This is a genomic window from Streptomyces sp. NPDC002032, from assembly GCF_042890765.1.
Classification (GTDB): domain Bacteria; phylum Actinomycetota; class Actinomycetes; order Streptomycetales; family Streptomycetaceae; genus Streptomyces.
On sequence record NZ_JBIASM010000012.1, the window covers coordinates 136,633 to 159,269 of the forward strand.

Below are 22,637 nucleotides of genomic sequence, written 5' to 3' on the forward strand. Positions count from 1 at the left end.
CCGTCCCGAACATCATCGAATGGGGCCCGCCGCCCGCACCACCGCGAGCTGTAGGAATCGGGCCGTGGATCCTCCTCGCTTTGTCGAAGCGAGTCCGTGGTCAGACGGCCCCGTCGCCGACCGGGGCGAGGAGTTCCCCGATCCTGAGGCCGAGGTGCAGAGTGAGCCGGTGGGCGCCGTTGTCGAGGTCGAGTCCGGTGATCTCCTGAATCTGGCGCAGGCGGTAGTAGAGCGAGGTGCGGTGGATTCCCAGCGTGTCCGCGGTCCGGGGAATCGATCCCGCGTGTTCGAGGAAGCAGCGCAGGGTGTCCCGCAGGCGGTCGCCGCCATGAGTGTCGCTCAGGGTACGGAGCGGCTTCGGGACCAAAGACGCGTTCAGGGCGTGCTCGGGGAGCTGGAGCAGCACCGCGAGCTCCCCGAGCAGCTCCCAGTCACCGGCGCTGTTCAGGGTGGGCAGTCGGCGTGCCGCGCGTGCCGCCACGAGCGCCTGCTCGTACGACGTCCATGCGTCGTCCAGGCTGGGGTGCCGGCCGCCGACGCCGATCACGGGGCCCGCCGACGGGCCCAGGAAGGTGCGGAGTTCGTCCAGGATGCGAGCGGACTGTGCGGTGACCTCGTCCTGGCCGGGTGGGCGGTCGCGCAGCTGGAGCAGTGTCGCCCGCTCCTTACCGATCGCGATGAGGCCCTGGGCCGAACGCGTCTGCCGGAACCCCTCCAGTGCCCCCCACAGGGCCGCCTCGGACTGCCGCACGAGCTCCGTCGCGCAGCTCAGCTGGACTACGGTGACCAGGACGTGCTCGGCTGCTCCGAGCAGTCCGAGTTCCTTGCCTCGCCGCCGTGCGGTGGTACGGGCGGCGACGTCGGTGCCGACGAGTTCGAGGACGAGGTCCCGCTCGTCGGACTTCCGGGTGTCGGTTGCGATCTGCTCTCCGTGCATCTGGACGGCCATGGCGTCCGCGGCCCGGGCGATGGCACGTGTCTCGTGCTCTGCGAGCGTCTTCTCGGGCACGACCACCAGGAGCAGTCCGAAAAGATGCCCGCGCTCGCGCAGGGGCACGACGTAACGGGGCAGCAGTCCGAGATCGTCACGGCCATCGATGAATCCGGCTCGGGACCACTGGGTCACGCCCTGGGCGAGGACGTAGCGGATGGTCGCGTTGTCGGCGCGGCCCTGCAACAGGGTGCCGATGCGCACCGGGTCCTCGTCGCCGAAGTGGCGACTCGTGCAGACCATGCGGACCAGCGGGTCGTCGACGGCGACGGACCGGCCGAGCCGCTCCGCGAGCTCGTCGACAAGCGCCTGGAGCTCAGGGCTGCCGGGGCGGGCTCGCTGGAGCCTTACGGTCATGCGCTGTTCCTCTCTCGACCAACGGTTCCCCGCGGACTTTTCCATTCCGCGGCTCTTGATCAGTCTGAGGAAGCGACGACGTCGGCACATCACACGAATCGTCCATTGCCATGACGCCTACGGAGGATACGAAGTGATTACTCTCCGCTGTCGCGATGCTTCACCAGCCGGGTCAGCTCCACACGCGAGGTGATGTCCAGCTTGGTGAAGGCCCGGCGCAGGTGCGAACCCACCGTGTGCGGCGAGAGGGAGAGGTGCTCGGCGACCTGTCGGTTGGTCAGCCCACGGGCCACGAGCCGTACCACCCGTATCTCCGCGGCCGTCAGCTCGGGCCATGCACCGGAGAGGCCGGCCGTCGAGGGCCGGCGGCGGACGCCGGCGGCCCTCAGGCGCCGGTGGACGCGTGCGACGTCCCGCTCGGCGCCGGCTCTCACGTAGAGGGCGAGGGCCGTGTCGAAGTACGGCACCGCTTCGGACCTGCGGGTGACCGCCAGCTTGCGTCCGGCGTCCTCCAGTGCCGACGCCCGGGCCAACGGCCGAGGGCAGTCCTCGTACAGCCGGACGGCACGTACGAGAGGGGCGAGGTCGTTGTCGAGGAGCCCCCGGGCGTGCGCGGCGGTGGCGGCCAGGAACGTGAGACCGGGGTTGAGCACGGTCAGTCGCTCGGCCAGGGCCACTGCCTGCGCGGCCCGTTCGTGCGCGCCGGCACGCAGCGCCAGGCGGACGAGGACCGGGGCGTCGGCGGGGTCGACCAAGCCGGCGTAGGCCGGCCGGTCCGCGGCGCGCGACGTCATCACCTCGTCGAGTTCGGCCATGGCACGGTCGGGCCGGCCTTCGAAGTCGGCCATCAGTGCCAGCATCCAGGAGCCGAAGTGCCGGACGACGGGTGCGCCGTCGCTCCGCATGCGCCTCGCCTCCGCCGCGTACGCCCGTGCGGTCCGCCGGTCGTTGGTGTGCAGGGCGACGCGCATCATCACGTACCGGAGCGTGACGTCGGCGAGGTTGCCCGGGCCGAGATCGTCGGCCGTCGCGGACGCGGCTTCGGCGTCGGCCCGGGCGTCCGTCAGCCGTCCGGCCTCCAGAAGGATGCGGGAGCGGGTCATGAGCCACATACGGGTGGCGGCCGTCCGGCCCTGCTCCCTGGTGACCCGGATGCCGTCCTCCGCGGCGGCGAGCGCCTCCGCGCAACGTCCGGTGGTGTTCGACAGGAGAGCGTGCCACAAGGCCTCCGGAACCCACAGCGAGGTGCTGACGCCCAGGGCGTCGGCCAGCGCGGCGGACCGCTCGGCCTGACGGAACGCCTCGGCCAGGTCCATGCGGTGGAAACTCACGGCCGAGCGGACCGTCGTCAACGTGGCCTCGGCGGAGCGGTCCCCCGCTGCCGCTGCGGTCTCCCACGCCTCCGCGGCGACCTGCTCGGCCGCCGAGTGCTCACCCGCCATCGACAGGCCGACAGCGAGCATGGCGAGCAGTCGCCCCCTCACCTCCACGGGGATCCCGGGCAGTGCCGCCCCGGCGCGGGCCTGCCGGGCCGCCTCGGAGAAGTCGAACGGTACGGCGAGGCGTGCCAGGGCAAGGCGTATGCGTGCCTCGTCCTCAGGTCCGAGACCGCCGGTAGCCAGGGCGGAGGTTCCCAGCTCACGTGCCTGGGCGGCCCGGCCCGTCTGCCAGAGCAGCGGGATCGTCTCGGCGATGACCCGCGGCCGCTCCGGAGCGTCCGCCGTGGTGAGTTCCAGGGCCTTGAGGCTGCGTTCCGCGGCGGGCCCGGGAGCGGTGGCCGCGAGTTCCGCCGCGGCGGTGCGCAGCCGGTCGGCCTCCGCCACGTCTCCCGGCCCCGCTCTCCAGGCCTCCGCCGCATCTGCCGGTGCTCTCCCGGCCGACGGCCCGGGACGCTCGACGGGGCAGGCCGGGCTCCCCGGCGGCAGCTCGGCGGCTTGACCACGCAGGGCCTGACGCAGGGGCAGGGGGAGACCGGCTTCCACCGCCTCGCGGATCAAGTCGTGGCGAAAGGCGAGGCGATCGCCGCTTTCGGTGAGCAGATCGGCGTCGAGGGATTCCCGTACCGCTGTGATGAGCGCCGCCGAAGACCTGCCGAGCAGTTCGGCCAGCAGCGCGACGGTGACCGGGACGCCCACGGCGGCCGCCGTCTGCACCAGCTCCCGTGCCTCGTCGGACAGCTGGTCGAGGCGGCGCACGACAGAGGGGAGTTCCCGTGGGGCGGGAGGTCCGGCCGACAGCCTGGCCGTGCCGTTCTCGATCGTCACCGCCTGCCGCAGCGAGCCGAGCAGCTCGACCAGCAGCTGCGGGACTCCTTCGGCGCGGCGGGCGATGCGGAGGACGTCGGGGTCGGGAGCGGCGCCGAGGACGTCCTCGGTGATCCGTGTGGTCGTCTGGTCGTCCAGCGCTCCCAGCGCCAGTTCGTGTGCGCCTGCCTGCCGGATCCGGTCCAGGGTCGTGCGCACTCCCGACGGCACGCTGCCGCCGCGCACGGCGACCAGCCAGAGGATGGCGTGCGACGAGAGCCCGGCCGCGAGGGTGTTGAAGGTGAGAAGGGTCAGGTCATCGCACCATTGGAGGTCGTCGAGGACGACGAGCAGGGGGCCGTTTCGAGCCGTCTCCCGCAGGCGGTCCCCCAGTTCCTGGAGCAGCCAGAAGCGCTGGCCGGGCGTCGTGGCGAGATCCCTGAGACGGACGGCGCCCGACAGCGGTACCTCGGCGGAGAGCAGACCGTCGAGGAGCGGGCCGAGCGGCACGAACTGTTCGCCCGGGTCCGCCGCTCCCTCGAACACCCTCGTCCCCCGCCGCCTCGCGGCCGCCGCGGCCTCCGCGAGGATCCTGGACCTGCCGATGCCGACGGGGCCTTCGACGCGGATGATCCCGCCTTCGCCCCGGTCGAGCGCGCCGAGCCGCGCCTCGATGAACGCCAGTTCGGCGTCCCTGCCACGGAGCGGCGTCCGTACACCCTCGAGTTCCTCGGGCACGGTCTTCGTCGTCACTCGGTTCACGCTCATACGGCGGAACAGTATGAACCATATGAACCACCACCGCCGTCGCCCGGCCCAGGGGCCCGTCTCAGTCGAAGCGCAGGTCGGCGAGTTGCCGTTCGAGGTCGGTGACGTCGCCCTCGGGCTCTTCACCGACCGGGCGCGCCGCCATGAGTGCGGCGAGCTCGACACCCGCCCGGCGGACGCGGCCGGGCAGGCCGTCGGTGTACTGGTCTCCCCCCGAGCCCCAGTCCTCGGAGGCCGCGAACACGGCGGTGGGGACGACGACGGCGCGGAGATAGGCGAAGAGCGGGCGCACAGCGTGCTCAAGGACCAGGGAGTGGCGGGCGGTACCGCCCGTCGCCGCGATCACGACCGGCTTCCCGGAGAGGGCGTCCGGATCGATCACGTCGAAGAAGGACTTGAAGAGACCGCTGTAGGAAGCCGCGAACACGGGAGTCACCACGATCAGACCGTCAGCCGCCGTCACCGCGTCGATCGCGGCGCTCAGCCGCGGCGGCGGAAAGCCGGTCACGAGGTGGTTGGCGATGTCGCCGGCCAGTTCCCGCAGCTCCACGACCTCGGCCGACGGCGCCCGTCCCCGGGCGGCGAGTTCGTCGCGGGCCGCCTCGGCCAGCCGGTCGGCGAGCAGGCGGGTGGAGGAGGGGGTGCTCAGCCCCGCGGAGACGACGGTCAGCTTCATGCGGCGGACACCTCCCGGACGGCTCGAAGGGACGCGTGCGTGGGGGCCTCCGGCACGTCGGCCGGACGTCCCTTCGCAAACTCCCTCCGCAGCACGGGCACGACCTCTTCACCGAGGATGTCGAGCTGTTCAAGGACGGTCTTCAGGGGCAGGCCCGCGTGGTCCATCAGGAACAGCTGGCGCTGGTAGTCGCCGACGGCATCCCGGAACGACAGGGTCCGCTCGATGACCTGCTGGGGAGAGCCCACCGTCAACGGGGTCTGCTCGGTGAAGTCCTCCAGCGACGGGCCGTGGCCGTACACCGGCGCGTTGTCGAAGTAGGGCCGGAACTCCCGGACGGCGTCCTGGGAGTTCTTGCGCATGAAGACCTGTCCGCCCAGGCCGACGACGGCGTCCTCCGGCCGGCCGTGGCCGTGGTGCGCGAACCGGCGCCGGTAGAGCTGCACCATGCGCCGGGTGTGGTCGGCCGGCCAGAAGATGTTGTTGTGGAAGAAGCCGTCGCCGTAGAAGGCGGCCTGCTCCGCGATCTCGGGGGACCTGATGGAGCCGTGCCAGACGAAGGGCGGGACGCCGTCCAGGGGCCGCGGTGTCGAGGTGAAGGCCTGGAGCGGCGTCCGGAACGTGCCCTCCCAGTCCACGACGTCCTCGCGCCACAGCCGGCGCAGCAGCGCGTAGTTCTCCTTGGCGAGGTTGATGCCCTGGCGGATGTCCTGGCCGAACCACGGGTAGACCGGACCGGTGTTGCCGCGCCCCAGCATGAGGTCGACACGGCCGTCGGCCAGGTGCTGGAGCATCGCGTAGTCCTCGGCGATCTTCACCGGGTCGTTCGTGGTGATCAGCGTCGTGGACGTGGACAGGATCAGCTTCTCGGTGCGGGCGGCGATGTAGCCGAGCATGGTGGTCGGCGACGACGGTACGAACGGCGGGTTGTGGTGCTCGCCGGTCGCGAAGACGTCCAGGCCGACCTCCTCGGCCTTGAGCGCGATGGTGACCATCGCCTTGATGCGCTCGCGTTCGGTCGGAGTGCGGTCGTTGGTGGGATCGGGGGTCACGTCCCCGACGGTGAAGATGCCGAACTGCATGGGTGTCTGCTCTCCTGAGCTCGTCCGGTTCCCGCGCCGGGGAACCGGGGGCCGGGGTGACGCCGGGGGCTCCGGCGTCACCCCGGCGGGTCAACGGTGCGGGGTCACTTCGCCAGGAAGGCGAGGAGGGCGGTGTTGACCTCCTCGGCGTGGGTCCACAGCAGACCGTGCGGGGCGCCCTCGATCTCGACGTAGTCGGCCGACGGGAGCGCCTCGTGGAACGGGCGCGCCGTGCCCTCGGCCGGCAGGATGCGGTCGGCGGTGCCGTGCAGGATCAGGGCCGGCACGTCGACGGCGGGGATGTCGGCGCGGAAGTCGGTGTACCAGGTCGCCGGCGCGGCGGACGCGGCGAAGGAGCCGCCGCGGACCGCGGTGTTCCAGCTGCTGCGGACGGCCTCCTCGCTGATGCGGGTGCCCAGGTTCTCGTCGAGGTTGTAGAAGTCGTTGAAGAAGGCCGTGTAGTAGGCGTAGCGGTCGGCCTTGACGGCGGCGACGACGCCGTCGAAGAACTCCTTCGGGGCGACGCCGTCCGGGTTGTCGTCGCTCTTGAGCAGGCAGGGCTCGAGCGAGGCCAGGAAGGCGACCTTGGCGACACGGCCGGAGCCGTGGGTGGACACGTAGCGGGCGACCTCGCCGGTGCCCATGGAGAAACCGACCAGGACGGCGTCGTTCAGGTCGAGGGTCTCCATCACGGTGTTCAGGTCGGCCGCGAAGGTGTCGTAGTCGTAGCCGATGGTCGGCTGCGAGGACCGTCCGAAACCGCGGCGGTCGTACGTGATCACGCGGTAGCCGGCGTCGAGCAGCGCGGCGCTCTGGCGCTCCCAGGAGTGGCCGTCGAGCGGGAAGCCGTGGATGAGGACGACGGGCTGCCCGGCACCCTGGTCCTCGAAGTACAGCTCGATGGGGTTGGTGTTCTCCTGGCCCACGGTGATGTACGGCATGGGGAGGCTTCCTCGATTCGGGTTCGGCTGGTCCGCGCGTCGAAGCGGCGCGGCATGCCCGTCACGCTAGGACCGGTCCCACACCTCCTGTTGCCGTACCGCGCACCACGCCTTGCACGGGGGCGCAGAGGTCACTCAGCCACCGGTGGCGGTTGCGGTGTCGCCCTCCGCAAGCGCGATCCGGGCCAGGTGGACCCGTGAGCGCACCGAGAGCTTGCGGAAGATCGATGCCAGGTGGGTGTTGACCGTGTGCGGGGAGACGACGAGGGCCTCCGCGGCCGACCGGTTGGTGTGGCCCGCGGCGATCAGCCGGGCCACCTTGCGTTCCGAGGCCGTGAGCGCGTCCCAGCCCTGGGCGGGGCGCGGCCGGAGGCCTCCGGTGCGCCGGCCGGAGCGGCTGGTGGCCCGTTCCAGATCGGCCCGGACCCACTCGGCTTCGGCATCGGCCCCCGCCCGGGTGTAGATGTCGTGGGCCCTGGTCAGGGCGGGTGTCGCGGCGGGGTCGCCTGCGGTGAGGAGCGCGCGCCCGAGGTCGGCGGATGCGGCGGCGAGGGGCAGCGGCCGGGGGCCGGTGAGGAGGACGCGGACCGACCGCTCCAGGAGTCCGTGGTCGGCGTTCGCCAGGGCGGACGCGTGGGCGGCCGCCCCCTGGGCGGTCGGCACGCCGGGGTTGCGGGTGGCGTGTTCGACAGCCTGGGCCGCGAGGTCCTCGGCCAGGTGACGGTCCCCGCCGCGCAGGGCGATGCGCACGGCCTGGACGACATGGGGGCGCAGGAGCCGCCATCGGAGGAAGGGGTGGTCACGCTGCACGGACCGGACCAGTTCGGCCGCTGCCGCGTGGTCGCCGTCGGCGTCGGCGGCGACGGCCTCGAAGTACTGGTGCGTGGCGTGGTTGCCCGTGTTCGGCCGCTCGGCCACGGCCGCCCGCACGACGTCCAGGTGTTCCCGCGCGGCTTCGCGGTCGCCGCGCAGCATCGCGAGGAGGCCGCGGTTGACGCGGATGTTGACGAGGTTGCCGGGCAAGTGGAGGTCCGCTTCGAGCCGCTCGGCGGTGACGAAGTCGGCGTCCGCGTCGTCGAGCAGGCCGAGCCCCATGTTGAGGGTTCCCTGGGCCCAGATCAGCATGGCGGGGCGCAGGGGAGCGTCGCCCCCCGTCCGGAGCAGTCGTCGTACGGTGTCGAAGTCGTCCATGTGGATCCGGGCGACGGCCTCCTCGGGCAGGAAGGCCGTGTCGAACACGCTCAGCGCCGTGTGGTGTTCGACGGCGGCGGCGCAGTCGCCCGCGTTGAGGGCGATCTCGCCGAGGCCCCACAGCGCGAGGACACGGGCCTCCCGGTCACCGGACCGCTCCGCCTCGGCGAGCGCCCGTTCGCCGGTCTCGCGGGCGGCCCCGAGGTCGCGCCCGCGGGAACGGGCGAGGGCCTGCCGGGCGGTGAGCCGGGCGCGGATCGTCGGGTCGGTGACGGCTGCCAGTGCTGCCGTCGAGCGGCGGGTCAGCTCGTGGACGTCGTCGAGGTGCCACAGCGCGTCGCCGAGCACGGACTGCAGACGGGCGAAGACATCCAGGGGCGGCTGCCGGGCGAGCAGCGCGTCGCCGGTATCCCGCGCCTGGGTGTACCGGCCCGCACGGGTCAGCGCGACGATGGCCCGTTCTCCCACGTCGAACACCATGGGCGCATGGGGCGGTACGAGTTCCAGGGCGCGCACGGCCAGGTCGGCGGCGAGGTCGGGCATCACGGCGATCACGTCCGTGACGGCCGTGCCGAGCAGCCCGATCGCCTCCTGGTCGCCGGGTTCGGCGCTCTTCAGCAGATGCGGGACCGCGTCGGTGGAGCTCCGGCCCGCCGCGACGAGCCGGCTCGCGGCCTCCCGGTGCAGCGCCCGGCGTACGGAGGGGGTGAGATCGGCGTACACCGCCTGGCGGAGCAGGTCGTGGCGGAACAGGAGGCGTTCACCGTCATCGTGGAGGAGGGCGGCGGCGATCGCCTCGTCCACTTCTGCGCCGAGTCCGGAGGCGGGCCGGCCGCACAGGGCGGCGGCGTCCGCGAGCGAGAACGCGCGGCCGAGGACCGAGCCGATCCGCAGGAAGTGGAGGGTGTCCGGCCGGAGGTCGGCCAGCCGGTCGCGTACACCGCGGACCAGCCGCTCCGGCGGCTCCGGCGCGTCCGCGCCCGACGCCGCGATGCCCGTGAGCATCTCGGCCGCGAGGAAGGGGTTGCCTCCGGCCCCGTCGAGGAGTTCCGCGACCTTCTTCGGCACGTCCCCGCCGAGGACGTCCCGTCCCAGCTCGGCCAGGGCCGTGTCGGACAGCGGCCGGAGGGGGAGGGTCGTCGTCCGCGGCCCCTGCCGGTACAGTTCCGGATCGCTCCTGCCCGTGAGCAGCCAGAGGACCGGGGAGCTGAGCAGCCGTGCCGGCATGACACTCAGGGCGAACCGGCTCAGCGGGTCGGCCCATTGGACGTCGTCGACACCGATCAGTACGGGCGTGCCCGCCGAGCGTTCCTCGATCAGCTGTGCCAGTCGTTCGACGAGCCAGACGCGCTGGTCGTGATGGCCCGCGAGGTCTGCGAAGTCCGTGCTCGACAGCAGCGGCGGGTCGCCGTGCAGGAGGCCGGAGGCCAGTGAGGCGAGCGGTGCCAGCTCGTGCAGTTCCTCGGCGCGTCCATGGCTGACGACGAACCCGTGAGCCCGCGCGATCGAGACGGTCTCCTGCAGCAGTACGGTCTTCCCGATCCCGGGCTCGCCCAGGAGCAGCGCGATCGCTCCTCCCTCGCCGTCGCGCACCGCCTCGACCAGGGCGCGCAGCCGCTCCAGCTCGGCTTCGCGGCCCCGCAGCCCGGGCCGGCTCAGCCCCGCGCTCCCGGGCACCGCGATGCCTGCTCCCTCGGGCCGCTCGGGGCTCATCCCTTGACCGATCCGGCGAGCAGTCCCCGCGCGAAGTGCCGCCGGAGGGAGAAGAAGACGAGCAGCGGGACGAACGCCGCCACGAAGGCTCCTGCGGTGAGCCGCTGCCACTCGTTGCCGTACGTCCCGGCCAGGCTCGCCAGTCTGACCGTCATCGGCGCGGTCTCGGCCGTTCCGCCCAACAGGGTCAGTGCGACGAGGAGGTCGTTCCACACCCAGATGAACTGGATGATGGCGAAGGAGACCAGGGCCGGGCGGGCCAGGGGCAGCACGATCCGGAGCAGCAGCGTCCCGTGTGACGCGCCGTCGACGCGGGCGGCCTCGATCAGGTCCCTGGGCAGCCCTGCCAGGAAGTTGTGCAGGAGGAACACCGCGAACGGCAGCGCGAAGGCCGTGTGGGCGAACCAGACCTGCCCGAATCGCGCGGGACCGGTGAGGTTCCACGCGTGCAGGAACAGCCAGCCCTGGGAGAACAGCTTCAGGAGGGGGACGAGCGCCATCTGGAGCGGCACGACCTGGAGCGCGAAGATGCCGACGACGAGCGCGTCCCGCCCCTTGAAGTCGATCCACGCCAGGGCGTACGCCGCGAAGAACGCCAGCACGAGCGGGAACAGCACCGAGGGAACGGTGATGACGACGGAGTTGACGAAGTACTCCGCGAGCCGCCCCGACCCGTTCCCGCCGCCGGACAGCACCTCGCCGTAGTTGTCGAGCGTGAGGCGCGGCGTACCGAACACGGTCCACCAGCCCGTCGTCTTGATCTCCTCCTCGGGACGGAACGAGGAGAGCAGCAGACCGAGGGTCGGTGTCGTCCAGAGGACCGCGATCACCACGGCGATCGACGTGAAGGCGCGGGAGGCGAGACGCTCCCGGACGCCGTTCACGCCGTCCTCCGCTGTGCCCGGACCTGGTGGGCGACGAAGGGGGTGACGAGGACGAAGAGGAGCACGGCGAGCGCCGCGCCGCGGCCCGTCTCGCCGTAGCGGAAGGCCTGGTCGTACATCTCGTGGGCGATGACGCCCGTGCCGAACTGTCCGCCGGTCATGGTCTTGACGACGTCGAAGGCCTTGAAGGTGGCGATCGCCTGGGCGAGGACCACGACGAGCAGCGTGGGCCTGATCGACGGCATGGTGATCCGCCAGAAGATCTGCCGGGGGGACGCGCCGTCGAGCCGGGCCGCCTCGGTCAGCTCTCCGGGAACGGCCCTGATCGCACCGGCCAGCAGGACGGCCGCGAAGCCCGCCTGTGTCCACACCATCACCGCGATGAGGAACAGCACGTTCCAGGGAGAGTCCACGAGCCATTGCCTCGGTTCGCCGCCGAACGCGACGACGAGCTGGTTCAGCAGCCCGATCTGCCCGGCCTCCGCGGGACGGTAGGCGTAGACGAACTTCCAGACGACACCCGCGCCGACGAAGGAGATCACCATCGGCATCAGGACGAGGGACAGCGCGAACGCTCTGAACCGCGACCGTACGACGGCCGCCGCGTAGAGCAGACCGACCGAGGTGGCCAGCAGCGGCACAAGCACCACCCACGCCAGGGTGTTGCGCAGCGCCACCAGTGCCCGGGGGTCGGTGACCATCCACACGTAGTTGTCGAAGCCGGCCCACGCGTCTCCCCCGCTGTCGGTGAACGACAGGACCAGGGTGCGCAGACCGGGCAGGAGAAGACCGACCGTGAGGAGCAGCAGCGCGGGGGCCAGCAGGATCAGGGCCGCGGCCCTCCTCCGTACCGGCCCCCGGTGCAGCGCGAGCAGGATCAGGGAGACCACCGCCGCGAAGGCGGCGACGCCCTGGAGCAGGTACAGCAGCTTGGGCTGCTGGGCGACGGTGTCGAACGGCATCAGTGGCTCGGCCAGGACCGTTCGATGGAGTCGGCCACCTGCTGGGTGCTCGCGCCGCCGATCCAGTCGGCGGCTCCCTTCCAGAACGTCCCGGCGCCGACCGACGCGGGCATCAGGTCCGAACCGTCGAACCTGAACTGTGTCCTGGGGTCCTGGAGCAGCTGGATCGAGAGCCTGTCGACCGGGGTCGCAGCGTTCGCCGGATCCACGCCCCTGTTCGCCGAGACGAACGGGCCCCTCTTCATACGCGCGTTCGCGAAGTCCGCGGAGGCCAGATACTCCTGGAACGCCCGCACTTCGGGACGGTCTGCGAACGCCGCGGTGAACACCCCACCGCCCAGTACGGGGCGGTCGGCAGGGTCGTCCCCCGGCAGGAGGAAGGCGTAGACGTCCTTGTCCGGTCCGATCTCGGTGCCCTTCGGCCACATGCCGGCATAGAACGAGGCCTGGCGGTGCATCGCACAGTCGCCGGAGAGGATCGGTGTGCCGGCCTCCTGGAAGGAGATCGACGCCATCGAACGGGCCTGGCCGAAACCGCCGTTGGCGTACCGGTCGCTCTTGAGGATGGACCCCACGGTGTCCACGGCCTTGATCACCCGAGGGTCGTTGAACGGGATCTTGTGGGCGACCCACTGGTCGTAGACATCCGTGCCCTGCTGACGCAGCAGGACGTCCTCGATCCAGTCCGTCACGGGCCAGCCGGTCGCCTCGGCAGACTCGATGCCCGCGCACCACGGCTTGACGCCCGACGCCGCGACCTTCTCCGTCACGGCCATCAGCTCCGACCACGTGCGGGGAACACTCAGCCCCCTGTCGCGGAAGAACTTCGGCGAGTACCAGACGAACGACTTCACGTTCGCGACCAGCGGCGCGCCGTAGAGGGTGCCGTTCACGGTCGCGTAGCTGTTCCAGTCAGCCGACCAGCCCTGCTGTGCGAGGGCCACGACCCCGGCGCTCGCGGGCTTGAGCTTCCCCGCCCGCGCAAAGCGTTCCAGGAGCCCGGGCTGAGGGAAGAACGCCACGTCCGGCGCGCTCCCGCCGTCGACCCGGAGCTGAATCTGGGCCTCGAACGCCCCGTCCCCCTCGTACTGGACGTCGATTCCCGTGCAGTGCGCGAAGTCCGCCCAGGTCTCTTCGAACAGGTCGGCCTCCCGGTCACGGTTCTCCGCGTAGACGGTGACCTTGGTCCCGGGGTGCTTGCCGTACCTGGCGTACGGCCCACAGTCCACGGCGGTGTGCGACTGCGAACCACTGTCCCGCGGAACACCACAGGCGGCGGCAAGGGCGGCGAGGGGGATGACGGCGAGCGCGAGCCTCGCGCCGAACCTCATGGGCGTATCTTCTCCGATCACCCGCCGAAGGGGTCCTCGGGGGCGATCAGAAGCTACCAGCGCTCGAACATTATCGACTAATCGTTCGATCCTGAACGATCGGGTCAGTGGGCGGTGGACCGGGCCGCGTCCTGGATCAGCTCCGCCACGGCCTTGGGATGGGCGAGCATGACCAGATGGGAGGAGTCGACCTCGACGGTGGTCATGCCGGCGCGCTCGTACCCGTAGCGCTCCACATCGGGGTTGATCGTGCGGTCGGAGGTGGCGACCAGGCCCCACGAGGGCTTGGTCCTCCACGCCGCGACAGGCGCCGCCTCCGAGAAGGCCCGTGCCGCCAGGGGGCGCTGGGAGACGGCGAGCACCGCGGCGAGGTCAGGGTCGACGTCCGCCGCGAAGAGGGCGGGGAACTTCTCGATCTCCACCGAGACGTCGGTGCCGGTCTCGGTGGAGCCGGCCACCGGGAACGGGGTGTAGACGAGCGCGTCGGCGAGACCGGAGTCGGGGAAGCGGCCCTGCAGCTCACCCAGGCTCTCGCCCTCCTCCAGCGCGTATCCCGCGAGATACACCAGGGCGCGGACGTTGTCCTCCGTGCCGGCGAGGGTGATGACGGCACCGCCGTAGGAGTGCCCGACCAGGATCACGGGACCTTCGACGGCGCGGACCACCGAGGCGATGTACGCGGCGTCGTCGACGAGGCCGCGGTTGGGCACGGCCGGGGCCACCACTTCCATGCCGGCGGCGACCAGTTCGGGGATGACGCGGGCGAAGCTGGAGGCATCGGCGAAGGCGCCGTGGACCAGGACGACGGTGGGGCGGGCGTGTCGGGACATGGGGGAACTCCTCGGTGCGTGACTGGGGCTGGGGCTGGGGATGCGGTTGGGGATGCGGTTGGGGACGGGGGAGGCAGGTCGGTGTACTCGGGGTGCTTGCCGATCCAGCCCCCGGGCGGGTGCTGTCAGAGCGTGCGGCGTACGCCCGCCTGGCGTTCCAGGTTGCGGAGTTGGACGGACAGGTCGCCTTCCACGGCGAGGTGGGCGGGGCCGCTGCGGCCGATGGGCAGGACCTGCTCGCTGCGCATGTCCTCGAGCATCAGGGCGAACGCCGTGTACATCGCGACGAGCGCCACCACGAGGCCGAGCGCGCCGGACGTGCGCGTCAGCCATTCGGCGCCGGTGATGCCCGCGAGGCCGGTGGCCGCCCAGCGGGGCAGGGAGACCGCGAGGACGAGCCACAGCGCGCGCTTGGGCCGGGTCACGGCGGTCATCAGGACCCCGAAGCAGAGGAGCGCCAGGTTGAACACGCCGAGGACCTGAAGGCCGTCGGCCGCGCCGCTGAGCATGATGAGCGAGTAGGGCAGCCAGCTGCCGGCGAACACCGCCATCAGCGTCGCCGCGATCACGTCACGGGCGCCGAAGGCCAGGAAGCTCACCAGGAGTTGCAGGGCGAAGGCCGGCAGTACGGTGAAGGCGACGGCGCTGCGGGCCGTCGTGTCGAAGATCCCGAGCTGCAGACAGCCTGTCATCACGGAGGCGATGGCTATCGTGAAGAAGCCGAGCGGCATGGGTGAGGCGATGGGGCGCAGGTTGATCCGTGTCATCGACCGGAGGTCCGGCTCGAAACGGCGTCCCGGGGGAACCTCCGGCAGGGTTTCCGGCGTGTCGCCGCCGTCGGCGGCGGGGGAGGCTGCGGACATCGGGTGGACCTCTCTTTCAGTGATCGAAGCAGGGATCGACGAAGGACGGCGTCATGTCGGGAACGGAGCCGCGTGCGACGCGCCAGCGGCGGTGCTGCTCGGACTCGGCGACGGCCTCGGCCACGGCCGATGCCTGGCGGGCACCGCTCTGGTACCCGCCGAAGCGGGCCACCGGGCTCCACTCGGGTGTCACCGGCGGGATGGCCTCGTCGAGCCCCTCGTACTCGGCGGTCGCGTAGACGATCCGGCCGCCGACGACAGTGAGGACGGACTCGATGTCGGGAATGACGTCCTCGGGCACGGTGAGGAAGTCGTCGGAGAGGATCGCGAAGTCGCCGTAAGTCCCCTCTCTCAGGGTTCCCTTGACGTCCTGCTCGCCGGTGAGCTGCGCTCCGCCCCGGGTGTAGAGGCCGAGGGCGGTCTCCCGGTCGATCAGGTTCCCGGCTGGGTAGAGGGCCGTACCGCCGACGGTGCGCCCGGTGACCAGCCAGTGGAGGGCGACCCACGGGTTGTACGAGGAGACGCGGGTGGCGTCGGTTCCCGCGGCGACGGTCAGGCCACGGTCGAGCATGGCCCGGACCGGCGGGGTGTGGGCGGCGGCCCCGGCGCCGTAGCGATCGAGGAACGCGGCGCCCTGGAAGGACATCCGGTTCTGGACCGAGACGGCGCCGCCGAGGGCGGCGATCCGGTCGAGGCTGTCGGCCGAGACCGTCTCCGCGTGGTCGAAGAGCCAGCGGTTGCCGCCGGGGAAGAGCCCCTCCGCCGCGAGCTTCTCGAAGACGGCCAGGTCGCGGCGGATCGTCTCGTCGTAGGTCGCGTGGAGCCGGAAGCCCCAGCCGTTCTCAAGGAGAAGCCGGACGGCGCTCTCGAACTCGGTCTCGTACCCTGCGGCGAGCTCGGGCCGCGGCTCGGAGAAGTTCTCGAAGTCTGCGGCGGCCCAGGTCAGATTCTCTCCGGCACCGTTGAGGCGGAGCCACTCGTCCCCGTCCCCGGGCTTGACCGCCTCGGTCCAGCGCTTCAGGTCGGCGAGCTCCTGCCCGGCCGTCTGCGGGAACAGGTGGTAGGCGATCCGGAGGGTCAGCTCCCCCGACCGGGCGAGGTCGACGACCGTCGCGTAGTTGTCGGGGAAGTTCTGGAACCCGCCGGCGGCGTCGACCGCGGACGTCAGTCCGAAGCGGTTCAGCTCGCGCAGGAAGTGGCGCGTCGACGTCCGCTTGTCCGCCTCGTCGAGGGCCGGCGCCTTGGCCAGGGTCGAGTACAGGATGAGGGCGCTCGGCGCCGCGAGGAGCACGCCATTGGGTTCGCCGTCCCTGCCGCGGACGATCTGCCCGCCGCGGGGATCCGGGGTGTCGCGGGTGAATCCGGCTGCCTGCACCGCGGCCCGGTTCATCAGCGCCGACTGGTACAGGTGCAGGACGAAAACCGGGGTGTCGGGGGCAGCGGCGTTCAGCTCCGCGACGGTCGGCATCCTGCGCTCGGCGAACTGCTCGGCGGTCCAGCCGCCCACCACCCGGATCCACTGCCCCTTCGGGGTGCGGCCGGCCTGCTCGCGCAGCATCGCGAGGGCGTGGCGGAGGCTTCGTACGCCGTCCCAGCGCAGCTCCAGGACGTAGTTCAGGCCGCCCCGGATGACATGCAGGTGCGAGTCGTTGAGGCCGGGGATCATCCGGCGGCCGAGGGCGTCGACGACCTTCGTTCCCGGCCCGACGAGGTGGGCGAGGTCGTGGTCGTCGCCGAGGGCCGCGACCCGGCCGTCGCGGAGGGCGACGGCACGGGCCTCGGGGCGGTCGGGGTCACCGGTGAACACCTTGGCGTTGCGGACGAGGAGGTCGGCGTGCTCGTGTTCCCGACGCGGGGCGGGGACGAGGCCCGCCACCGGCATGCTCGTCGACGGCCCGGTCATGCGAGGGCCTTGCGCAGGGTGTCGGTGGCGAGACTGATGGCGAGTTCCGCGGCCTGCGTCTCGCGCAGTGCGTTCAGCATCACGAAGTCGTGGATGACGCCCTGGACGCGCAGGGCGGTGACGGGGACGCCGGCAGCACGGAGCTTCGCCGCGTACGCCTCGCCCTCGTCGCGCAGGACGTCGGCCTCGGCGGTGATGACCAGGGCCGGCGGCAGGCCGCTGAGCTGCTCGGTGGAGGCTCGCAGCGGGGAGGCGGTGATCTGGGCCCGCTCGGCCTCCTCGGTCGTGTACTGGTCCCAGAACCACTTCATGGCGTCCCGACGCAGGAAGTAGCCCTCGCCGAACTGGTGGTACGAGTCGGTGTCGAAGCTCGCGTCCGTGACCGGGTAGAACAGGACCTGCTGGACGAGCGTGACGTCGCCGCGCCGCTTGGCCATGAGGGTGAGGGCGGCGCTCATGTTGCCGCCCACGGAGTCGCCCGCGACGGCGATCCGCGTGCCGTCGAGGTCCTTGTGGTGGCCCTCGCGGGCGACCCACTGGGCGACGCTGTAGTTCTGCTCGATCGCGACGGGGTAGCGCGCCTCGGGCGAGAGGTCGTACTCGGGGAACACCACGGCCGCCCGGGTGCCGACGGCGAGTTCGCGGACGAGCCGGTCGTGGGTGTGGGCGTTGCCGAAGACCCAGCCCGCGCCATGGATGTAGAGGATGACGGGAAGCGGGCCGGTGGCGCCGCGGGGGCGGACGATCCGGGCGCGGACGTCGCCGGTCGGGCCGCCGTGGACGGTGATCCACTCCTCGTCGACCTCGGGCAAGGGGACGCCCTCACCGCTCTGGACACCGTCCACGGCCTTACGGCCTTCGGCGACGGGGATCTGGTAGAGGTACGGCGGCTGGGCGGTGGCCTCGGCGAAGGCCTGGGCGGAGGGTTCGAGGATCGGTCGGTTCTTCATCAGGGGTTCTCCTTCTGGGGATGTACGGGAAAGCGCGGGTCGGGGGCTCAGCGGGTCGCCCGTACGGCGTCGAGGATCACGTCGGTGACCACAGCCGGACGGGAGACGGCCACGGCGTGCGACGCGTCCACTTCCGTGATGTGCGAGCCGGCGCGCCGGGCCATCCACCGTTCGGCGGCCGGCGGGATGTTCTTGTCGGCGGTGACGATCAGCGCCCAGGAAGGGATCGTCTTCCAGGCCGCGTCCCCGGCCTTCTCTTCCAGCGCGGCGGTGGCGACCGGGCGCTGGGTCGCTGCCATGACGGCCGCGTCGGCGGCGGGGACGTCGGCGGCGAACTGCCGGTGGAACTTGGCCCGTTCGATGACGAGTTCGGTGCCGGTGCCTCCGCCGGGCAGCGGGTACGACCGCGGGTTCACGGTGTCGCCGAGGGTGGAGCCGGGGAACTTGGCCGCGAGCCCGGCCGCGCTCTCGCCCTTGTCCGGGATGAACGCGGCGATGTAGACGAGGGCCTTCACACGGATGTCGCCCAGCGCGGCGCCGCTGATGACGGCGCCGCCGTAGGAGTGGCCGACCAGGACGACGGGTCCCTCCACGGCGGCCAACACGCTGCGCAGGTAGGCGGTGTCCGCGGCGAGACCGCGCAACGGGTTGGCGGGGGCCAGGACGGGGTAGCCGGCGCGCTGAAGCCGCCTGATCGTGCCGCTCCAGCTGGAGGCGTCGGCGAACGCCCCGTGGACCAGGACGATCGTGGGCTTGGGACCGTGCCGGTCGGCGCCGGCGGCGGACGGGATGCTCTCGGATGCGGCGGATGTGGCGGGTGCGGCGCCCAGCAGGGCGGCCAGCGTGGCCGGCAGGGCGAGGGCGAGGGTGCGCCTCTTGGGATGCATGGGGTTTCCTTGTCGGGTGGTGAAGCATTCGGGTGCGCTCGGGCGGGCGGGGCGCCTCGGTCGGGCGGGAACGCCTCGGTCGGGCGGGCCCTCACCTCAGAGGCCGTACGCCTCCAGGAGCCGTAGCCAGATCTCGCTGACCGTCGGGAAGGCGGGGACGGCGTGCCACAGGCGTTCGAGCGGGACTTCTCCCACGATGGCGACCGTTGCCGTGTGGATGAGTTCGGTCGCCATCGGGCCGGTGAGTGTGCAGCCGACGACGACTCCTCGGGTCTCGTCGACGACGAGCTTGGCGACGCCGCGGTAGTCGTCCGCGTGGAGCGCGGCACCGGCGACGTCGTCGACGCGGTACTCGACCACGCGTACTGCGAGACCCGCTTCGCGTGCCGCGCGTTCCGTGAGACCGACGCTCGCGACCTCGGGACGGGTGAAGACGGCCTGCGGAACGGCGGCGTGGTCGGCTTCCGCGCTCCACGGTTGCCGGCCTCCGGTGACGGCCGGGCGCCCCGCGGCTCGCTCGGCGATCGCCGCCGCGCAGGCGCGGGCCTGGTACTTGGCCATGTGGGTCAGCGGCGCACGGTGGTTCACGTCGCCGACGGCATGGAGCCAGTCGCCCTCGACTGCCGTGACGCGGCAGGTGTCGTCGACCGGGAGCCAGTCGCCTGACGCCAGTCCGACGGAGTCCAGGCCGAGGTCCGCGGTCCGCGGGCGCCTGCCGACGGCGGCCAGGACCTCGTCGCAGACGAGGGCGGTGCCGTCGTCGGTGTCCACGGTCACCGCGCGGGTGTCCTCGTCACGGGCGACCCGGACGGCCGACACCCCGAAGCGGATCGTGACGCCCAGATCGCTCAGCCCCCGGGTGACCTCTTCGCCGGCACACGGCTCCCAGCCGGTCAGCAGGGCCTGGTCGCGGACCAGCAGGGTGACGGAGGAGCCGAGCGAGCGCCACGCGGTGGCCATCTCGCAGGCCACCACTCCCCCGCCGATGACGACGAGCCGCTCGGGCACCGCGTCGGCCGTGGTGGCCTGCCGGCTGTTCCACACACCGATCCGGTCGAGCCCCTCGACTGACGGAAGGGCGGGTTCCGTGCCGGTGCAGACCACGACCGCGCGCCGGGCCCGGAGGGTACGGACCGTGCCGTCGGCCCCTGTCACCTCCACCCGGCGCTCACCGGCGAGCCGTCCGTGCCCCCGTACGAGCGCGATGCCCGCACCGTCGAGCCAGTCGGCCTGGCCGGTGTCGTCGCCCCGCCCGGTGAAACGGTCACGGCGGGCCAGGACGCGCGCCGGGTCGAGTGCCGCCGTGACCGCCTGCCGGGCCCCGTCGACCGAGCGGGCCTCCGCCCGGGCGGCGCCGGGCCGCAGCAGGGCCTTGCTCGGCACGCAGGCACGGTAGGAGCACTCGCCGCCGACCGCCTCGGTCTCGACGACGACGGCGGTCAGTCCTGACCGGACGACCCGGTCGGCGACGACCTCGCCGGCCGGACCGCCGCCGACCACGACGACGTCGTACATGTCCATCAGCCGCGCACCAAAGGGGTGTCCACGAGGTGCTCGGCCAGGAACCACACCTGCGCCTCGCCGGTGCGGATGACATCGGAGACGAGCAGGTCGGCGCTGCCCTCGTCGCCCTCCCCAGAGAGCCGGGCGGCTGCGTCCCGGGCGTCGATCAGGATCCGCTCGTGCGCGTCGAGGAGCCGCGACAGCATGACGGGCACCAGCTCCACACCGTCCGGCGACCGGGGTATCGCGGTCAGTTCGGCGACGTGACGCGGGTCTCCGACGGCGACGCCGCCGAGGCTCTGAACCCGCTCGGCCAGCGCGTCCACTATGGCCAGTTGGGCCTCCGCGTGCTTGTCCAGCATCAGGTGGAGCGAGTAGAAGGTCGCCCCGCGCATGAGCCAGTGGTGCTTCTTGTAGAGGGAGTAAAGGATCTGCGTGTCGGCGAGTACGCGGTTCAGCCGCTGGCACGCGTACATGCGGGTGTCGTGGCCGAGACCGATCGGCAACTGCTTGAGCGTGCCGAACGCCTGGGTCTCGGCGCCCTTCTGGTGCAGCAGCGGCTGGCCGCCGCCGCGCGGGGTCGTGAGGGTGTCCATCGAGTGCCCCTGTTCGGGAGAGAAGGTGGGAAGGGCCCGGCCGCCCGGTCGGGGGTACGCGGGCGGCCGGACCCGGTCTGTGGGGCTCGCGCTCAGCGCTCAGCGATCAGCGCTCAGCGATCGCCGGGGCAGCGGTCCGGTGCAGGACGAGCCGGGTGAGCAGTCCGCTGCCGAGACCGGCCACGAGCGCGAGGGCGGCCCACCACAGCGGGTACGGTCTGAGGCCGAGAGCCGCGTCGAGGGACCAGTCACCGGGTCCGGTGGCGGCGAGGGCGGCGGCGGTGCCGATGAGGACGAGCGGGTACTCGTACCCGTCGTTCTGGACCCAGAGCCCGTGGCGCCATTTCACGGTGAGCGCGACCGTCATGACCCCGATGGCGCCGGTCGCGGCGAGCGGGGTCAGGAGGCCGACCGCGAGCAGCAGGCCCGATCCGATCTGGCCACCGCCCGCCGCCAGGGCGGTGAGGGCTCCGCCGCGGAAGCCGTCGGCGCGGAACTCCTCCGCACCGCCTTCAAGTCCCTTGCCGCCCAGGTGCGAGCTGATCTTCTGCACACCGTGGCCGGCGACGAGCAGTCCCACCAGCAGACGCAGGATCAGAATGCCGGTGTCCACAGGGGTCAGCCGGCCGCGTGCGCGCCGATGACGCTCTGCGCGTACACGACGCCCAGGCCGTACGCACCCGCGTGAGCCTTGACGATCTCCATGACCGCGCCGTACGACTCCTGACGCGCCCAGTCGCGCTGCAGCTCCAGGAGGACCTGGACCCAGGTCACCGGGACGGCGCCGGCGGCGATCATCCGCTGCAGCGCGTGCTCGTGGGCGGCCGGGCTGACGCCACCGGAGGCGTCGGTCACGACGTACACCTCGTAACCCTGCTCAAGCGCCGAGAGCGCGGGCAGCACCAGGCAGACCTCGGTCCACAGACCCGACAGGATGATCTTCTTGCGCCCGGCCGCCTTGACCGCCGCCACGAGCGCCTCGTCTTCCCAGGCGTTCATGGTGGTGCGGTCGATGATCTCGTTCTTGGGGAACACCTCGGCGAGCTGCGGCAGCAGGGGCCCGGAGAACGACTCGGCGGCCACCGTGGTCAGAACGGTCGGAACGTCGAAGGCCCGAGCCGCCTTGGCGAGACCCACGGTGCTGTTGATGATCGCGGCACGGTCGCCGCTGCCGGTGCCGAAGAACATCTGCGGCTGGTGGTCCACGAAGAGCATGACCGAGTTGTCGGGCGTGAGCAGGTCCTTGCTCGGGGCGGCCTGCACCTTGGTGATGTCGAACATGAGGGGTCCTCTCGAAGCAATCGGTATCGCGCCCGCCACGTCCGCGGCTCGGCACTTCTTCAAGCTACGAGCGACCCACCGACCGCGTTGACCTCCTGCGCCCAGGGGTTGGCACGTCAGCGCACAACCGGTCAAGGACGGGATCCGCGCAGTGTCACGGGCGCGAACCCGCAAGGTCGCGACGCCGGCACACTCGCCCCGAGACCCCTCCGAAACGGCGCGTAACCACACCCCGACCCAACGAAGGGCCGCCTCACCAGCGGAAACGCTGCCAGGAACGGGCTGCGGCTGAGGGGAATCCGGGGGGAATGGAGCCCCGTTGGGGGGCGGCTGGGGAGAATCGGCTGTACGAGCGGGTAGCACGACGAAAGGGCCGGAAAGGCGGATCGCCGCAGGTCAGAGCGCCTCTCCAGTCGGTTTCCACAGGTCAGCGGCGTGAGGGTGACGACTTCAAGAAGCTCTCCTCGTGGGCGGCCATCCTCTTCGCCCCCACCCTGGTAGGCACGATCTACGGCATGAACTTCGAGACGATGCCGGAGCTCAAGTGGGCAGCGGGCTACCCCTTCGCCATCCTCCTGATGGCAGTGGTCTGCGTCAGCCTGTACATCATCTTCAAGAAGCGCGACTGGCTGTAGCCGGCAACCCCACTCCGTTGATCAATTTCACATTCGCGCGGGAGCAGGCC

Annotated in this window: 18 protein-coding genes and 1 pseudogene; 1 reads left to right on the forward strand and 18 read right to left on the reverse strand. The window is 71.6% G+C overall.

Going from position 1 to position 22,637, the window contains the following annotated elements; genetic code table 11:
- Positions 1-100 precede the first annotated feature (100 nt).
- From ACFYYT_RS25990 to ACFYYT_RS26075, 18 genes are all read right to left on the reverse strand, one after another.
- The gene (locus ACFYYT_RS25990) at positions 101-1,348 is read right to left on the reverse strand and encodes a helix-turn-helix domain-containing protein (protein WP_351816028.1); all 1,248 of its coding nucleotides are present in this window, start codon (positions 1,346-1,348) and stop codon (positions 101-103) included.
- Positions 1,349-1,485: 137 nt separating this feature from the next.
- Positions 1,486-4,359 carry an AAA family ATPase gene (locus tag ACFYYT_RS25995; protein WP_351816025.1) on the reverse strand — a complete coding sequence of 958 codons (2,874 nt, stop codon included), beginning with the start codon at positions 4,357-4,359 and terminating at the stop codon, positions 1,486-1,488.
- 61 nt (positions 4,360-4,420) lie between these two features.
- On the reverse strand, positions 4,421-5,035 hold the full coding sequence (locus tag ACFYYT_RS26000; protein ID WP_351816023.1) for an FMN reductase: 615 nt from the start codon (positions 5,033-5,035) through the stop codon (positions 4,421-4,423).
- Positions 5,032-6,117: an LLM class flavin-dependent oxidoreductase gene (locus ACFYYT_RS26005; RefSeq protein WP_351816020.1), complete on the reverse strand. Its 1,086-nt coding sequence runs from the start codon at positions 6,115-6,117 to the stop codon at positions 5,032-5,034. Before ACFYYT_RS26005 ends, ACFYYT_RS26000 begins: the two co-directional genes overlap by 4 nt.
- 104 nt (positions 6,118-6,221) lie before the next feature.
- Positions 6,222-7,058: an alpha/beta hydrolase gene (locus tag ACFYYT_RS26010; RefSeq protein ID WP_351816017.1), complete on the reverse strand. Its 837-nt coding sequence runs from the start codon at positions 7,056-7,058 to the stop codon at positions 6,222-6,224.
- Between the two features lie 135 nt (positions 7,059-7,193).
- Positions 7,194-9,962: an AAA family ATPase gene (locus ACFYYT_RS26015; protein ID WP_351816014.1), complete on the reverse strand. Its 2,769-nt coding sequence runs from the start codon at positions 9,960-9,962 to the stop codon at positions 7,194-7,196.
- Positions 9,959-10,846, reverse strand: coding sequence for a carbohydrate ABC transporter permease (locus ACFYYT_RS26020; protein WP_351816011.1), 888 nt, complete (start codon positions 10,844-10,846; stop codon positions 9,959-9,961). The genes ACFYYT_RS26015 and ACFYYT_RS26020 overlap by 4 nt, the downstream gene beginning before the upstream one ends.
- Positions 10,843-11,808 carry a sugar ABC transporter permease gene (locus ACFYYT_RS26025; RefSeq protein ID WP_351816009.1) on the reverse strand — a complete coding sequence of 322 codons (966 nt, stop codon included), beginning with the start codon at positions 11,806-11,808 and terminating at the stop codon, positions 10,843-10,845. The genes ACFYYT_RS26020 and ACFYYT_RS26025 overlap by 4 nt, the downstream gene beginning before the upstream one ends.
- A complete protein-coding gene (locus ACFYYT_RS26030) occupies positions 11,808-13,139 on the reverse strand; it encodes an extracellular solute-binding protein (protein WP_351816006.1) in 1,332 nt (443 codons plus the stop codon). Before ACFYYT_RS26030 ends, ACFYYT_RS26025 begins: the two co-directional genes overlap by 1 nt.
- 104 nt (positions 13,140-13,243) lie before the next feature.
- The gene (locus tag ACFYYT_RS26035) at positions 13,244-13,969 is read right to left on the reverse strand and encodes an alpha/beta hydrolase (RefSeq protein ID WP_351816003.1); all 726 of its coding nucleotides are present in this window, start codon (positions 13,967-13,969) and stop codon (positions 13,244-13,246) included.
- A 125-nt stretch (positions 13,970-14,094) separates the two neighbouring features.
- The gene (locus ACFYYT_RS26040) at positions 14,095-14,832 is read right to left on the reverse strand and encodes a GPR1/FUN34/YaaH family transporter (RefSeq protein ID WP_351816000.1); all 738 of its coding nucleotides are present in this window, start codon (positions 14,830-14,832) and stop codon (positions 14,095-14,097) included.
- Between the two features lie 16 nt (positions 14,833-14,848).
- Positions 14,849-16,735 carry an amidohydrolase gene (locus ACFYYT_RS26045; protein WP_351815997.1) on the reverse strand — a complete coding sequence of 629 codons (1,887 nt, stop codon included), beginning with the start codon at positions 16,733-16,735 and terminating at the stop codon, positions 14,849-14,851.
- Entirely contained in the window at positions 16,732-17,685 is a 954-nt protein-coding gene (locus ACFYYT_RS26050; RefSeq protein ID WP_351815994.1) for an alpha/beta hydrolase, read from the reverse strand. Before ACFYYT_RS26050 ends, ACFYYT_RS26045 begins: the two co-directional genes overlap by 4 nt.
- Before the next feature lie 47 nt (positions 17,686-17,732).
- On the reverse strand, positions 17,733-18,572 hold the full coding sequence (locus tag ACFYYT_RS26055) for an alpha/beta hydrolase (RefSeq protein ID WP_351815991.1): 840 nt from the start codon (positions 18,570-18,572) through the stop codon (positions 17,733-17,735).
- A 96-nt stretch (positions 18,573-18,668) separates the two neighbouring features.
- Entirely contained in the window at positions 18,669-20,093 is a 1,425-nt protein-coding gene (locus tag ACFYYT_RS26060; RefSeq protein ID WP_351815988.1) for an NAD(P)/FAD-dependent oxidoreductase, read from the reverse strand.
- Positions 20,093-20,671, reverse strand: coding sequence for a DNA starvation/stationary phase protection protein (locus ACFYYT_RS26065; RefSeq protein WP_351815985.1), 579 nt, complete (start codon positions 20,669-20,671; stop codon positions 20,093-20,095). The genes ACFYYT_RS26060 and ACFYYT_RS26065 overlap by 1 nt, the downstream gene beginning before the upstream one ends.
- 106 nt (positions 20,672-20,777) lie before the next feature.
- On the reverse strand, positions 20,778-21,284 hold the full coding sequence (locus ACFYYT_RS26070) for a DoxX family protein (protein ID WP_351815983.1): 507 nt from the start codon (positions 21,282-21,284) through the stop codon (positions 20,778-20,780).
- A 5-nt stretch (positions 21,285-21,289) separates the two neighbouring features.
- Positions 21,290-21,952, reverse strand: coding sequence for a hydrolase (locus tag ACFYYT_RS26075; protein ID WP_351815980.1), 663 nt, complete (start codon positions 21,950-21,952; stop codon positions 21,290-21,292).
- A 452-nt stretch (positions 21,953-22,404) separates the two neighbouring features.
- Here ACFYYT_RS26075 and ACFYYT_RS26080 point away from each other — a divergent pair.
- Positions 22,405-22,587, forward strand: a pseudogene (locus ACFYYT_RS26080) (CorA family divalent cation transporter); the annotation flags it as partial.
- Between the last annotated feature and the right edge of the window lie 50 nt (positions 22,588-22,637).

What these genes read in the sequence shown, in the direction of transcription:
- ACFYYT_RS26035 (WP_351816003.1), bottom strand. Translation starts at nt 13,969, where the DNA reads ATGTCCCGACACGCCCGCCCCACCGTCGTCCTGGTCCACGGCGCCTTC.
- ACFYYT_RS26000 (WP_351816023.1), bottom strand. Translation starts at nt 5,035, where the DNA reads ATGAAGCTGACCGTCGTCTCCGCGGGGCTGAGCACCCCCTCCTCCACC.
- ACFYYT_RS26015 (WP_351816014.1), bottom strand. Translation starts at nt 9,962, where the DNA reads ATGAGCCCCGAGCGGCCCGAGGGAGCAGGCATCGCGGTGCCCGGGAGC.
- ACFYYT_RS26075 (WP_351815980.1), bottom strand. Translation starts at nt 21,952, where the DNA reads ATGTTCGACATCACCAAGGTGCAGGCCGCCCCGAGCAAGGACCTGCTC.
- ACFYYT_RS26050 (WP_351815994.1), bottom strand. Translation starts at nt 17,685, where the DNA reads ATGAAGAACCGACCGATCCTCGAACCCTCCGCCCAGGCCTTCGCCGAG.
- ACFYYT_RS26030 (WP_351816006.1), bottom strand. Translation starts at nt 13,139, where the DNA reads ATGAGGTTCGGCGCGAGGCTCGCGCTCGCCGTCATCCCCCTCGCCGCC.
- ACFYYT_RS26045 (WP_351815997.1), bottom strand. Translation starts at nt 16,735, where the DNA reads ATGACCGGGCCGTCGACGAGCATGCCGGTGGCGGGCCTCGTCCCCGCC.
- ACFYYT_RS26005 (WP_351816020.1), bottom strand. Translation starts at nt 6,117, where the DNA reads ATGCAGTTCGGCATCTTCACCGTCGGGGACGTGACCCCCGATCCCACC.
- ACFYYT_RS26060 (WP_351815988.1), bottom strand. Translation starts at nt 20,093, where the DNA reads ATGGACATGTACGACGTCGTCGTGGTCGGCGGCGGTCCGGCCGGCGAG.
- ACFYYT_RS25995 (WP_351816025.1), bottom strand. Translation starts at nt 4,359, where the DNA reads ATGAGCGTGAACCGAGTGACGACGAAGACCGTGCCCGAGGAACTCGAG.
- ACFYYT_RS26065 (WP_351815985.1), bottom strand. Translation starts at nt 20,671, where the DNA reads ATGGACACCCTCACGACCCCGCGCGGCGGCGGCCAGCCGCTGCTGCAC.
- ACFYYT_RS26040 (WP_351816000.1), bottom strand. Translation starts at nt 14,832, where the DNA reads ATGTCCGCAGCCTCCCCCGCCGCCGACGGCGGCGACACGCCGGAAACC.
- ACFYYT_RS26010 (WP_351816017.1), bottom strand. Translation starts at nt 7,058, where the DNA reads ATGCCGTACATCACCGTGGGCCAGGAGAACACCAACCCCATCGAGCTG.
- ACFYYT_RS26025 (WP_351816009.1), bottom strand. Translation starts at nt 11,808, where the DNA reads ATGCCGTTCGACACCGTCGCCCAGCAGCCCAAGCTGCTGTACCTGCTC.
- ACFYYT_RS25990 (WP_351816028.1), bottom strand. Translation starts at nt 1,348, where the DNA reads ATGACCGTAAGGCTCCAGCGAGCCCGCCCCGGCAGCCCTGAGCTCCAG.
- ACFYYT_RS26055 (WP_351815991.1), bottom strand. Translation starts at nt 18,572, where the DNA reads ATGCATCCCAAGAGGCGCACCCTCGCCCTCGCCCTGCCGGCCACGCTG.